This is a genomic window from Comamonas sp. (assembly GCF_009360615.1).
Taxonomy (GTDB): Bacteria; Pseudomonadota; Gammaproteobacteria; order Burkholderiales; family Burkholderiaceae_C; genus Comamonas.
Genome location: NZ_SPEY01000038.1, coordinates 1 through 12949, shown reverse-complemented (window position 1 = coordinate 12949; position 12949 = coordinate 1). Strand labels below are relative to the sequence as shown.

The 12949-nt window shown below is 65.5% G+C and carries 13 protein-coding genes and 1 pseudogene; 8 read left to right on the top strand and 6 right to left on the bottom strand.

Translation table 11 applies throughout. The features are described 5' to 3' along the window. Positions 1-471, bottom strand: a pseudogene (locus E2583_RS11850) (class I SAM-dependent methyltransferase); the annotation flags it as partial. 205 nt (positions 472-676) lie between these two features. Between E2583_RS11850 and E2583_RS11845 the strand changes: the two are divergent. Both E2583_RS11845 and E2583_RS11840 read left to right on the top strand, forming a co-directional pair. Further along, on the top strand, positions 677-1300 hold the full coding sequence (locus E2583_RS11845; RefSeq protein ID WP_291596022.1) for a tetratricopeptide repeat protein: 624 nt from the start codon (positions 677-679) through the stop codon (positions 1298-1300). A 46-nt stretch (positions 1301-1346) separates the two neighbouring features. Next, positions 1347-2174 carry a hypothetical protein gene (locus E2583_RS11840; protein ID WP_291596019.1) on the top strand — a complete coding sequence of 276 codons (828 nt, stop codon included), beginning with the start codon at positions 1347-1349 and terminating at the stop codon, positions 2172-2174. 83 nt (positions 2175-2257) lie between these two features. Here the strand turns inward: E2583_RS11840 and E2583_RS11835 are convergent, their stop codons facing one another. Then, a complete protein-coding gene (locus tag E2583_RS11835; protein WP_291596017.1) occupies positions 2258-3685 on the bottom strand; it encodes an FAD-linked oxidase C-terminal domain-containing protein in 1428 nt (475 codons plus the stop codon). A 301-nt stretch (positions 3686-3986) separates the two neighbouring features. On the opposite strand from E2583_RS11835, the gene E2583_RS11830 reads away from it, so the two are divergent. Beyond that, entirely contained in the window at positions 3987-4982 is a 996-nt protein-coding gene (locus E2583_RS11830) for a tripartite tricarboxylate transporter substrate binding protein (protein WP_291596015.1), read from the top strand. 15 nt (positions 4983-4997) lie between these two features. After that, entirely contained in the window at positions 4998-5969 is a 972-nt protein-coding gene (locus E2583_RS11825) for a BMP family protein (protein ID WP_291596013.1), read from the top strand. A 23-nt stretch (positions 5970-5992) separates the two neighbouring features. On the opposite strand, the gene E2583_RS11820 is transcribed toward E2583_RS11825, so the two are convergent. Next, positions 5993-6361: an EF-hand domain-containing protein gene (locus E2583_RS11820; protein WP_291596012.1), complete on the bottom strand. Its 369-nt coding sequence runs from the start codon at positions 6359-6361 to the stop codon at positions 5993-5995. A 204-nt stretch (positions 6362-6565) separates the two neighbouring features. Here E2583_RS11820 and E2583_RS11815 point away from each other — a divergent pair, with 204 nt between their 5' ends. Together E2583_RS11815 and E2583_RS11810 are read left to right on the top strand one after the other, a co-directional pair. After that, positions 6566-7132: a cob(I)yrinic acid a,c-diamide adenosyltransferase gene (locus tag E2583_RS11815; protein WP_291596010.1), complete on the top strand. Its 567-nt coding sequence runs from the start codon at positions 6566-6568 to the stop codon at positions 7130-7132. Positions 7133-7153: 21 nt separating this feature from the next. Then, positions 7154-8062 (top strand): LysR substrate-binding domain-containing protein, encoded by a 909-nt coding sequence (locus E2583_RS11810; protein ID WP_291596008.1) that lies wholly within the window; start codon positions 7154-7156, stop codon positions 8060-8062. A gap of 15 nt (positions 8063-8077) precedes the next feature. Here the strand turns inward: E2583_RS11810 and E2583_RS11805 are convergent, their stop codons facing one another. Continuing rightward, positions 8078-9301, bottom strand: a complete 1224-nt coding sequence (locus E2583_RS11805) for a D-amino acid dehydrogenase (protein WP_291596025.1) — start codon at positions 9299-9301, stop codon at positions 8078-8080. 269 nt (positions 9302-9570) lie between these two features. Between E2583_RS11805 and E2583_RS11800 the strand changes: the two genes are divergently transcribed. Continuing rightward, the gene (locus E2583_RS11800; protein ID WP_291596006.1) at positions 9571-10452 is read left to right on the top strand and encodes an amino acid ABC transporter substrate-binding protein; all 882 of its coding nucleotides are present in this window, start codon (positions 9571-9573) and stop codon (positions 10450-10452) included. 1 nt (position 10453) lies between these two features. Continuing rightward, entirely contained in the window at positions 10454-11182 is a 729-nt protein-coding gene (locus E2583_RS11795; protein ID WP_291596004.1) for an amino acid racemase, read from the top strand. 166 nt (positions 11183-11348) lie between these two features. Here the strand turns inward: E2583_RS11795 and E2583_RS11790 are convergent, their stop codons facing one another. Further along, entirely contained in the window at positions 11349-11951 is a 603-nt protein-coding gene (locus tag E2583_RS11790) for an HD domain-containing protein (protein WP_291596002.1), read from the bottom strand. Between the two features lie 137 nt (positions 11952-12088). Then, positions 12089-12949: benzoyl-CoA 2,3-epoxidase subunit BoxA (gene boxA, locus E2583_RS11785; protein WP_291596000.1), on the bottom strand; the 861-nt coding region annotated here is incomplete at its 5' end.

The window sequence follows — 12949 nt, the reverse complement described above, 5'->3', positions numbered from 1 at the left end:
CGGCCAGCTCCACTCCAGGCCCTGGAGACGGGCCTGCGGCAGCTCGCTGCGCAGCGCGCGCAGGCCGTCGCCCATGCCGCAGCCGGCATCCAGCACCACCGCCTGGTCGGGCAGCTTCACGATCTCTGCCAGCCCTTTGAGCGCATGCAGGGGCGTCGGAAAGACGGGAGCATCGCGCCAGGCATTGAGCGGGTAGATCAGCAACAGCAAGGCCAGCGGCAGCAACCAGCCCCAGGCGGGCAGCTGGCTGGCGCTGAGCACCAGAAACGACAGCGGAAAACCTGCGGCAATCAGCAGGCGGCGCCACCAGCTCGGGCCCCAGAGGCTGGCCGCCGAGCTGGCTGCGCCCGCCAGCAGCAGGGCCAGCCACCAGACCACGACCTGGCTGAGCGCAAAGAAGGCGACCCAGGCCAGCAGCCAGGTCAGCAGCGCAGGCAGAGGCCATACCAGGAAAGACGATTTGTTTTCCATCAGATTGTTAGTTTTGTGAGGAGTCTTGGGCAAATGATCGGAGGGTGATGCAAGGCAAGTACTCACCTGCATAGCCACTTGTATATTGTGCAAATTACCCCCCTTAGGGGGGGTATGCGAGTGTTCATCTCGCCGTAAAAATTACCATTTTTTGCTTATGTATACTTTTCGGCTTTCACCGGCGGAAAATCAAGAGGAGTGATTCATGCGCCTGGCTCTACCAAGCCTTTCTTTGGCAGCTCTCGCGCTGGCGGCATGTGCGGCACAGACGCCGCAGGATCAGCTGGCGCCTGCGTCGTCCACGGTGCGTCTGTGCGAGGGCAACAACTGCTCCGAGCTGCCGCGCAATGTCGCGACCTTCCGTGGCGAGCCGGTCAACCCCGAGGCTGAACGCCGCCAGGCGGCCCTGGTGCAAAAGGCCGAGGCCGATCTGCAGAAAACCCAGGCCGATCCGCGCGCTGCCTATGACCTGGGCCTGCGCTATCTGCGCGGCGACGGCGTTGAGCGCAACAGCTATCAGGCCATCGAATGGATGCGAAAGGCCGGTGATGCCGGTCATGGACCCGCCCAGTTCGCGCTCGGCCGCCTGTATCTGCTGGGCTTCGAAGAAATGGGGCCGGACCCTGCCGAAGCCGAAGCCTGGCTGTCGCGTGCTGCCGCCAAGGGCTTCAAGGAAGCCAAGTCTCTGCTGCCCCAGGCGCAGGCCGCCAAACAGAATGCCCAAGCACGCTATCAGGCCATCGAGGACGAGCGCAAGTCCTGGAATCGCTGGTACGTGAGCGCGCCCTATTACCTGGTATGGGGCTCGTCGGGCTGGTATTACCGCTGAAGCGCGTCGAGCGCCTCGACATTTTTTATTTGTAGAAAGCATCTCTATGTCCAAGAAGACAACGCTGCGTCTGGCAGCCATTGCATCGGCCCTGGCTCTGGGCGGCTGCGTGACCCCCGGCGGCGGCACCGTTTCCACCGGCACGGCTCCCACCGCTGCCACGGGCGCGGCCGGCGGTGCCACCAGTGTGAATGCCAATGCCTCTCTCGAGCGTTGCGATGCACCTCTGGGTACGCTGGCCGTGGACGACGGTCGCGGCAAGGAGTGGTATGCGAGCTTTGGCGCCGCCACCAAGATCACGACCATCGAGCCCCTGATCCGTCTGGCCGTGCAGCAGTCCAACTGCTTTGTGATCACCTCCATCGGCAACAACCGCACCGAAAGCAAGATGTCGGCGATCACCGACAAGCAGCGCAACTCCGGTGAATTCCGCGCCGGCTCCAAGCAGCAAAAGGGCCAGCGCGTGGCGGCCGATTACTACATGGAGCCTTCCATCATCATCGACAACGATGCCACCGGTCAGCTGGCAGCGGGCGTGGGTGGCCTGTTCGGCAATGTGGGTACGCTGATCGGCGGTGCCATGCAGAGCAAGGCTTCGGTGGTGACGCTGAGCATGTTCGACATCCGTTCGGGCGTGCAGATCTCCATCTCCGAAGGCAACTCCACAGCCACCAACTTCGGCGCAGCCATGGGCGCGTTCGGCGGTGGCGTGGGCGGTGGTCTGGGCGGCTTCTCGCGCTCACCCGAAGGCAAGGCCACGGTCGCCGCCTTCATGGATGCCTACAACAATATGGTGATCTCGCTGCGCAACTACAAGGCACAGGAAGTCAAGGGCGGTCTGGGTCGTGGCGGTCAGCTCAAGGTCGGCAAGTAAAGCGCTGGACCGAGATGAGAAAGGGCCTGCAGCTGCAGGCCCTTTTTCATGGTTTTCGCGTTTTCAGCCAGCGCGAGCGAGGCTCACTGCAACTGGAAGATCTTGCCCGGGTTCAGAATGTTCCTGGGGTCCAGAGCCTGCTTGATGGCACGCATCATCTGCACCGCACCGGCTCCCGCCTCCTCCAGCAAGAAGCCCTGCTTGTGGATGCCGATGCCGTGCTCGCCCGTGCAGGTGCCGCCCAGCGCAATCGCGCGTGCCACCAGCCTGTGGTTGAGCTGTTCGGCCTGCTGGCGCTGGGCGTCGTTGTCGGGGTCGATCAGATAGCCGAAGTGGAAGTTGCCGTCGCCCACGTGGCCGACCAGGAAGTAGGGGATGTCGCTGGCATCGGCCTCGGTCACGCATTCCAGCAGCGCATCGGCCAGGCGGCTGATGGGCACGCAGGCATCGGTGGTGATGCAGCGGCACCCGGGCACGCTGGAGACCGCCGCGAAATAGGCGTTGTGACGCGCGGTGAACAGACGCGTACGGTCTTCGGGGCGCTCGGCCCATTCAAAGGCATTGCCGCCGAATTCATGGGCAATGTCCTGCACCATCTCGGCCTGTTCCTTCACGCCGGTGGGGGAGCCGTGGAACTCCATCAGCAGCATGGGCTCTTCACGCAGGGACAGCTTGCTGTAGGCATTGACCATGCGCACGGAGTTCACATCGACCAGTTCCACGCGGGCGATGGGAATGCCCATCTGGATGGTCTGGATCACCGTGTGCACGGCGTTCTCGATGCTAGAGAAAGAGCAGATGGCGGCGCTCACCGCTTCGGGCAGCGGGTAGATGCGCAGCGTGATCTCGGTGAAGATGCCAAGGGTGCCTTCGCTGCCCACCAGCAGGCGGGTCAGGTCGTAGCCGGCGGCGCTCTTCTTGGCGCGGTTGCCGGTGCGCACCACTTCGCCGCTGGCCGTCACCACTTCCAGGGCCAGCACGTTCTCGCGCATGGTGCCGTAGCGCACGGCATTGGTGCCGCTGGCGCGGGTCGAGGTCATGCCGCCGATCGAAGCGTCGGCACCGGGGTCGATGGGAAAGAAGAAGCCGGTGTCCTTGATGGCCTCGTTCAGGGCCTTGCGCGTGATGCCGGGCTGCACGGTGATGGTCAGGTCCTCCGTGTTGACCGCGAGCACGCGGTTCATGCGGCTGACGTCGATGGTGATGCCGCCCTGCACGGCCAGCAGATGACCTTCCAGCGACGATCCTGCGCCGTAGGCGATCACGGGCACGCCGTACTGGTCGCAGAGCCTGACGGCGTCCTGCACGTCCTGGGTGGATTCGGCAAACACCACGGCTGCCGGAGGCGGCGCGGCAATCGCGCCTTCGTCGCGACCATGCTGCTCGCGCACGGCCAAAGCCGTGGAGCACTGGCTGGCGAAACGTGTTTGCAGGGCCTTCAGAAATTCTTCGGGGATGGGACGCTGCACGAAATCGGGCTGCAGCGAGGTATGGGCAACGGGTGCGTTCATCGGGGTCTCCAGAGGAGAAAAAGAATACCACCAGGTCCGATCCCGGCATGTACGTATTGCGCACTAGGCCATGCCGCAGGAGGCCGTGGCGGCAGTCATTGCGCAAGGCATCTCGGATGCCCCGGACCTCGTCGCTTGCGCGGCGGCGCAGGTGCCTGCGCATGAGCACATAGATAAGTTTCGCCCGAGCTAATGAGAATTCAGTGTTTAGGGTTTGGACCTGGTGTGCCTATATTGACAAGCCTCATGGCGTGCGCTGCAGAGCTCGCTTCAAACCAAAAGCAGTTCGGAGGGCGGAGCTATGCGCGATACGGGTCGCAGATCTTTCATTCAGGGGCTGGCCGGAGTGTCGGCGGCAGGCATGCTGGGCGCGGCATGGCCTGCGCGTGCGTCCACACAGGCCTGGCCGGCTCGGCCCATCAGGCTGGTCGTGACCTTTCCGCCCGGCGGCTCCAGCGACATCGTGGCGCGGGTGCTGGCGCCCGCGCTGGCCGAGAAGCTGGGCCAGAGCGTGGTCATAGACAACAAGCCCGGTGCAGGATCGTCCATTGGCGCACAGATCGTGGCGCACAGCGCCAATGACGGCTACACGCTGCTGGTATCCAATTCGGCGGCGCTCTCGATAGCGCCATCGCTGCTGCAAAGTCCTGGCTACGACCCCTTGCGCAGCTTCGAACATCTGGCCTATATCGGCGCGGTCCCCACGGTGTTTGCCGTGCATCCCTCGGTGCCCGCCAACAGCCTGAGCGAACTGGTGAGCTGGATCAAGGAGCAGCCCGCTCCCGTGCCCTTTGGCAGCGGCGGCGCCGCTTCCGTGGGACATCTGGTGGGCGAGCAGTTTGCACAGACGCTCAAGCTGTCCATGGAGCATGTGCCTTACCGCGGTGCCGGCCCGATGCGTGCGGATCTGCTCAGCGGCCATATCAAGCTGGCCATCGATGCGCTGCCGCAGAACATTGCGCTGCACAAGCAGGGCCGCCTCAAACTGCTGGCGCTGACATCGCCGCGCCGCGTGGCCCAGGCTCCGTCGGTGCCCAGTGTGGCCGAATTGGGGCTGGCGCAGCTGGTGTCCGAGAATTTCGTCGGCATCTCGGCTCCCGCCGGCCTGCCCAGGGCGCTGGCCGAAAGAATCGCCGGCGCGGTGCGGCAGATCAGTGCGCGTCCCGAGTTTGCGCAGACGCTCGAAGCCCAGGGATTCGTGACCCGGGACATGGAGTCCAAAGCCTTCACCCGGCTGATTGCGGACCAGCATCTGGCCTGGGGCGATATCGCGAAGAAAACGGGTGCAAAACTTTAACCAGAAGAGACAACGATGAGCAGCGAGAACCTGTATTCCCCCCGCAAGACGCGCTATGCCGTGGTGCTGTTCGGCCCCGAAGGACAGGGCAGTTTCAATGAGTCGGGACTGCGCGGAGCCCACAAGGCGCGAGAGGCCGGCCATGAGGTCGATGTGCTGTGGGTCGCCGGGCAATCGGCGCAGCAGCGTGCTGCCGAAATGTCCGCATTGTGCGGCGGTCGCTATGCGCTGATTCTTGCACATGGCGGTCAGGGCGACGGTCCGGTGCAGATCCTGGCCGAGCGCTGGCCCGAGCAGGCCTTTGTGGTCACGCAAGGCAGCTGGGCGGCAGCCAATGTGGCGCGCTACGAGGTGCTCCAGGAGCAGTCGGCATTCCTTGCCGGGGTACTGGCCAGCCAGTGGAGCAAGACGGGCAGGGTGGGGCATTTCTCGGGTGAGAAAGTGCCGCCGGGTCTGCGTGGCCGCGCAGCCTATGCGGACGGACTCAGGCGCGCCGGTTTTTCCGGTCGGCTGGTCACCCAGTTCTGTGGCCACCAGCATCGTCCGGGCTGGGCCAGGACCTGTGTTTCGGCCATGGTCGAGCAGACGGATATCGACCTTGTGTTTGCCATGCTCGACGGCGGGCGGCCCGGCGTGACGCAGGCTTGCAGGGCGCATGGGGTGGCGCAGATCGGCAATGTGTTGAACTGGGTGGAGCGCGACCCCGACGTTTTTGTGGCCTCGGCCATTTGCGAATCCGGCGAAGCGCTGTTCCGCGCCGTCGAGGACCACGCCCGGGGCCTGCTGCCGCTGGGCGGCTATCGCGCCTTCGGCCTCGAAGAGCCGGGTCTGGTACGCCTGGAAATGGGGGCCGGCGTGAGTGCTGCACAGCGTACCCTGGTCGAAGACTGGGCACAGCGCCTGCTGCGACGCGAGTTCGAAATCCGGCTGGACTACGCCGGTGAGGAGTTCCCCTTGCCGCAGCCGGAACTCAGCGCCGCAGCGTGATCAGGCAGGTGCTGCGGCAGATATCAGTATTGCTGGGCACCCTTGTCGAATTCGGCGCGTGACAGCTGGCCGTCGCGATCGCTGTCAATCTCTTCGAAGCGCTGGGAAATGGCGGGCAGCTGGCGCGCTTCCTGCGCACTGAGCTGGCCGTCGTGATTGGCGTCGGCGCGCTCGAAGGCCGCCTGCACGCTGCTCTTGGCAGCCGGGGCCTGCTGCACGCCCGTGGCAGCGCCCGATTGCACGATTCGCGTCGGCTCCTTGTTCTCGCCGGCGCTGCGGCTGCCGGTTTGCGCAAAAGCCATGCCCCCGCCCAGGGTGAGTGCGGAAAACAGCACCACGCTGACGACTTCGAATGACGAGACCTTGCAATTGAGCAGATTCTTCTTGTTCATGAATGGCATTCCTTCTCTATGCGATGACAGGACTGCATTGCACCCCGTGAGACGGCAGAGGGCCAGCACTTTTGCCTGCTGTTGCCCCAGGCTACATTTTTCTGCGGGCTGTAACGCACAATGGCAGCCGTATCCGAGAACGTCAACACGTTCCGAGGGCCGTTGCCGGTCCTGAAAACTCGCAGCTTTGACAAGGGATGACTTATGGGCAACCGCCTCACGCAAATCGCCACCCGCACCGGAGATGACGGAACCACCGGACTGGGAGACAACACCCGCGTTTCCAAGAACAGCGGCCGCCCGCATGCCATGGGCGACGTGGATGAACTGAACTCGCACATCGGCTTGCTGCTGTGCGAGCCAATGCCCCAGGATGTTCGCGAGCTGCTGATCGACATCCAGCATCAGCTGTTCAACCTGGGCGGCGAGCTGTCCATGCCAGGCTACGAGCTGCTCAAGGACGATGCGCTGCTGCAGCTCGACAATGCGCTGGCCCGCTACAACGCGCAGTTGCCCCGTCTGCAGGAGTTCATCCTGCCGGCCGGCACGCGCGCAGCCGCGCAGGCCCATGTCTGCCGCACCGTGGCGCGCCGTGCCGAGCGCCAGGTGGTGGCGCTGGAGCAGTCCGAGGCCATGCGAGCCGCTCCGCGCCAGTACCTCAACCGCTTGTCCGATCTGCTGTTCGTGCTGGCCCGTGTGCTCAACCGCCTCGATGGCGGTGACGATGTGTACTGGAAGAGCGAACGCCTGGCGCGCGCTCGGTCCGAGTGAGGCGGGGGCAGGAGGCAGGGCATGCGTCTGCGACATATCGAAGTCTTCAATGCCGTGATGCAGACCGGCAGCGTCAGTGCGGCCGCTCGCCTGATCAACGTCACCCAGCCCGCAGTCAGCCGCACGCTGCAGCATGCCGAGCTGCAGATGGGTTTTGCGCTGTTCCAGCGCGCGCGGGGGCGGCTGACGCCGACCAATGAAGCGCTGGCTCTGTTTCCGCATATCGAGAAGCTGTTCGAGCAGCTCGACGAGGTCCAGCGCCTGGCGGCCAACCTGCGCCACGGCCAGTCGGCCGACCGGCTCAATGTGCTGACCGTGTTCGCGCTCAGCCGCGAGGTGCTGCCGCGCGCCATGGCCGGCTTCAGGCGCCGCCATCCGCAGGTTCAGGTGCATGTGCAGGCGCTGCACACTCCGCAGGTGGTGTCGGCCCTGCTGCTGCAGGAAGCCGATGTGGGCTTTGTGATCAGCTCCGTGGGCCAGCCTGCGCTGGAGCACGAACTGCTGGCCGAGGTGGACATGTTCTGCGTGTTGCCCAAGGGACTGCTGCCGCCTTCGCGCGTGCGTGCAGAAGGCATGGAGCTCAAGGATCTGGCCGATCTGCCCCTGGTCGCGCTCGATGCACGCGATCCGCTGGGCATGCGACTGGGCCAGGCCTGCCGTGAGCATGGCGTGGGGCTGTCGCCCGTGGTGACGGTACAGACCTACCATGCGGCGCTGTCCATGGCCGAATACGGTTTGGGCGCCGCCATCATGGATGGCTGCACGGCCCTGGCCGCCGACCGGCGCCGCGTTCACGTGGTGCCGCTGTTGCCGCGCATCACCGTAGCCGTGAACGCGCTGAGCCTGCCCCAGCGCCCGGGCTCGGTGCTGGCGCGCGCCATGACCCAGGAAATGCGCAAGGCCCTGCGCGAGCTTCTGATTCCGTCCTGAGCGGCAGGCCCGCGCTCAGTCCACGCGCATCTGCGCAGCCAGCCGCTGCGCCGAGCCGAAAGCCAGCGTCAGGCCCAGCGCACCATGGCCGGTCTGCAGCCACAGATTGCGCGGGCCGCCGCGCTGGCGGCCGGTGATAGGCAGGCCCGTGGGCGTGGCCGGGCGCATGCCGCTCCAGGGATGCAGCGAGCCCTGCAGCGGCAGCTGGGCAAAGACCTGCTGCGTGGAGCGGCGCAGGCTGTCGATGCGGGCAGGATCGATGCGCGTGTCGCGGCCCATGATCTCCACCATGCCGGCCACGCGCAGGCGCTGGCCCAGGCGCGCGAAGACGACCTTGCGCGCCGTGTCGGTCACGCTCACGCGCGGCGCGGCATGGGCGTGGTCGCAGGGGATGTCCACCGTGATGCTGTAGCCCTTGAGGGGATAGACGGGAATGCGCAGCCCCAGCTGGCGCGCGTGGATTGCGCTTTCCCAGCCGCTGGCCAGCACGTAGTGCTCGGCCTGCAGCAGCCCGGTGGCGGTACGCAGGCCGGTGACGGCATCGCCCTGGCGCTCGAAGCCCAGCACCTCGGTGTCGTAGTGCAACTCGGCGCCTCGCAGGGCGAGCAGCGCCGCCAGCTGCTCGCATAGCTGGCGGCAGTCGGCGGCGCTTTCGCTGGGTGTGTGCACGGCTCCCGCCATGCGGCCCGCGTAGCCGGCCAGGGCGGGCTCCAGGCGCACGGCTGCGGCCGCATCCACCACCTGCTGGCTGGCCCCGCCAAGGCGCGATTGCAGGGCCACCTGGCGGGCCGCGGCATCCAGGCCCTGCTGGCTGCCGTACAGCACCAGCTTGCCCGGCGTGTGCAGAGCGCACGACAGGGACTCGAGCGCCTGCAGGCTCTCGAAGGCCTGTCGGCTCTCGGCGGCCAGCCTCAGCAGCGCCTGCGTGCCGGCCATGGAGGCGCGCGCATTGCAGGCACCCAGAAAGCGCAGCCCCCAGGCCCATTGGGCGGGATCGGCGCGCAGGCGCAGGGCCAGCGGCGAGTCCTTTGCCAGCAGCAGCTGCGGCAGCATCTTCCAGATGCCGGGATCGGCCAGCGGTTGCACGTAGGAATAGCTGAGCTGTGCGCCGTTACCGCCGCTGGCACCCGCTGCCGGGCCGGGCCCGCGCTCCAGGACCGTGACGCGGCAGCCCGCGCGCTGCAGCGCATAGGCGCTGGCCAGGCCGACGATGCCGGCGCCCACGATGCAGACATGCATTGATCGTTTCTTCATGCTGCCGCACTGTAGGCCGGTACGGGGCAGGGCAGCCATGGCATTTGGCATGCAGGGTATGCCCCCTGGTTATGGTCTGCCCGCGCGATGCCTGCGTTCGGGCCTTTGCGGTGGCCGTGTTTACCCGGGGCCTGGCAGGTCCTGGGCTGCCACCCATAAATCTGGGGCATGGAGCAGCCCGATATTGTCATCCCCCGGAGCCGGGCGTGCTTTCTACACTGGCGGCACATCGACCACCGAAGAGGAGACACCGCATGCAACTTCACTCCACCGTGCTCTGCGCGGCACTGGGTCTGGGCTTTCTGGGCACCGCCCATGCCGACACCCTGGCCAAGGTGCGCGACAGCGGGCGCATCACGCTCGCCTACCGCGAGTCTTCCGTGCCCTTCAGCTACCTGGACAACGGCAAGCCCGTCGGCATGACCGTGGAGCTCTCGCAGGCGGTGGCAGACGCCGTGAAGAAGGCGCTGAACCTGCCCACGCTGGAGGTGCGCTGGCAGGCCGTGACCTCGCAGAACCGCATGCCGCTGCTGGCCAACGGCACCATTGACCTGGAGTGCGGATCGACCACCAACAACACGGTGCGCGCCAAGGAAGTGGGCTTTGCCATCAATCATTTCTACACCGGCACGCGGCTGCTGGTGAAGAAAAGCTCGGGCATCCAGAACTATGCCGATCTCAAGGGAAAGACCGTTGCCATCACCACCGGCACCACCAATCTGCAGGTGCTGCGCAAGGCCAATGCCGAGCAGGGCTGGGGCATGAATATCGTCATGGCCAAGGATCATGCCGACGGCTTTCTGCTGGTCGAGAACGACCGTGCCGCGGCCTTTGGCATGGACGACATCCTGCTCTACGGACTGATCGCCAACGCCAAGAACCCCAAGGATTTCCGCGTCGTGGCCGATGCGCTGCAGGTCGAGCCCTATGCCTGCATGCTGCGCAAGGACGACCCGCAGTTCAAGCGGCTGGTGGATGGCGTGATCGGTGACATGATGAAGTCGGGCGCCTTCGCCAGGCTCTACGACAAATGGTTCATGCAGCCCATCGCGCCCAAGAACGTGGCCCTGGGTCTGCCCATGAGCGAGCCGCTGCAGCGCAATGTGCAGGAGCTCGGCGACAAGCCGGCGTTCTGAGATGCGGGCGGTGGGCATTCTCGGCGGCATGGGTCCCGCAGCGGGCGCGGATTTTGTGCGCCTGTTCGTGCAGGCCTGCACCCGGCACCTGCAGGACCAGGGCCTGCCCGTGCATGACCAGGCCTATCCGGAGCACTGGCTGGTGCAGCTGCCCATGCCCGACCGCACGCAGGCGCTGCGCCGCGATCCTCAGTCCCCTGCGGGCCCGGCAGCGCATCTGCTGCTGGGCGCGGGCCGGCTGGCGGCGCTGGGCGTGCGCAGCGTGGCCCTGGCCTGCAACACGGCGCATGCCTGGCATGGGCAGATCCAGGCGATTTTTCCGCAGTTGCGCGTGCTGCACATCGCGCAGCAAACGGCGCTGTACCTGAAGGCAGGCGGCGCGCGCCAGGCCCTGGTGCTGGCCACGGACGGCACCTATGACAGTGGGCTCTATGACGCTGCGCTGGCCGATTGCGGCATTGCCGCACTGCGGCCCGGACCGGCGGGCCGGGCCCGGCTCATGCAAGGCATCTACGAGGGCGTGAAGCAGGGCGATATGCCGCTGGCCGTGCAATGCTTCGGCGAGGCGCTGGCGCCGCTGCTGCAGCGCCATGGCGCCGTGCCCGTGATCATGGGCTGTACCGAAATCCCGCTGGCGCTGCCGCAGGCACCGCAGGCCCGCGGCGCCGAGCTGGTGGACCCGGCCTGGATACTGGCCTGTGCGTTGGCACAGGACGCCTACGCGCATTAGCTGCGACGGCAGCACGCTTGCGGAGCGGACCAGGACGCATCAAAAAGATGAGCTGCAGCCGCCTACAAATAAACAAACATGGATTGAATCATTGCCATATTTGTTGATGGGCAAGCGATAAAAGCTCATCTTTTGATGATTGCTGCGGGCGCCATGCCGGCCTGTGCTACGACTTCCGGGTCTCCTGCATCGTTGATTCCATGGCGGCCTTGTAGATGCTTTGCCGGGGCCGCTGCATCAGGCGGCGCAGCATGGGCTCGAACTCGCTCAGAGGCAGGGTCTCGCCCCGGGGATCGAAGGCCGGATTGTCATAGAGTTCACAGAACTCGGCCGTGCGCGTGTAGTGCGGATGCTGCCGGAACTGCTCGCGCATATCCCTGTCCAGGCCGATGTGATGGAAGAAATAGTGGCCCTGGAAAATGCCGTGATGCCGGACCATCCAGTGGTTGGCCTCGCTCACAAAGGGCTGGACAATCGCGGCGGCGATGTCCGGGTGGTTGAAGGACCCGAGGGTGTCGCCAATGTCGTGCAGCAGCGCGCACACTACATACTCCTCGTCGCGGCCGTCGCGCAGAGCACGTGTGGCGGTTTGCAGGGAGTGGGTATAGCGGTCCACCGGAAAGCCGCCATAGTCGCCTTCCAGCAGCTTCAGATGGGCCATCACCCGGTCGGGCAGGCCGCTGGTGAAGTGTGCGAATTCGCCGCCGATCAACTGCCAGTCTTCACGCGTGCTGTCTTGTATGCGCAGAAAGTTCGCCCGTGCATTCATGCCATGTCTTTCGTGGGTTATGGTCGTTGCACTGTAGGGCGCGGGCAGGGGCTGCGCTGTCAAGGGCATGACATGCCGCCACCGCCTTGATGCGCGGATCCTGTTGGCCGCAGACGGGAGCGCGAGGATTGCGTGCGTCAGTAGGTTTCCAGGTGCAGACGTCCTTCGCGCTTGAGTTTTGCGCCCAGTTCATCCCAGCCCAGTCCTGCCTGCTGGGCCACATCACGCAGGGCCAGCACGACGCCGTCCTCCATGCTTTTGAGACCGCAGACATAGATGTGGGTGTTGTCGTCGCGCAGCAGCTCCATGAGGTCGGCCGAGCGCTCACGCATGGCGTCCTGCACATAGCGCCTGGGCTGGCCGGCCACGCGCGAGAAGGCGAAGTTGATGTCGATGAAATCCTTGGGCAGGTTCTGCAGGGGACCGAAATAGGGCAGCTCCTGAGGCGTGCGCGCACCGAAGAACAGCAGCAGTTTGCCGCTGTCGAACTTGCCGCTCTTGCGCAGACGGCGGCGCCACTCCGTCATGGCGCGCATGGGCGCGCTGCCGGTGCCGGTGCAGATCATCACGATGTGCGAGCGCGGATGGTTGGGCATGAGAAAGCTGCTGCCGAACGGGCCGATGACCTGGACCTTGTCACCGACCTGCAGATCGCAGAGATAGTTGCTGGCCACGCCGCGCACGGGCTGGCCCTGGTGATCCTCGACCACGCGCTTCACGGTCAAGGCCAGATTGTTGTAGCCGGGGCGCTCGCCGTTGCGTGCGCTGGCAATCGAGTACTGGCGCGCCACATGCGGCTTGCCGCCGGCATCCACACCGGGCGGGACAATGCCCAGCGACTGGCCTTCGAGCACCGGGAAGGGCATGGCGCCGAAGTCCAGAACGATATGGTGGGTCTCGCTGTCGAAGCCGGCTTCCGTGCAGTTCAGATTGCCCACCACCGTGGCCGTCACCGGAGCCTTGGGACCATGCAGATTGGTGTAGGCATGGGCGGCAGA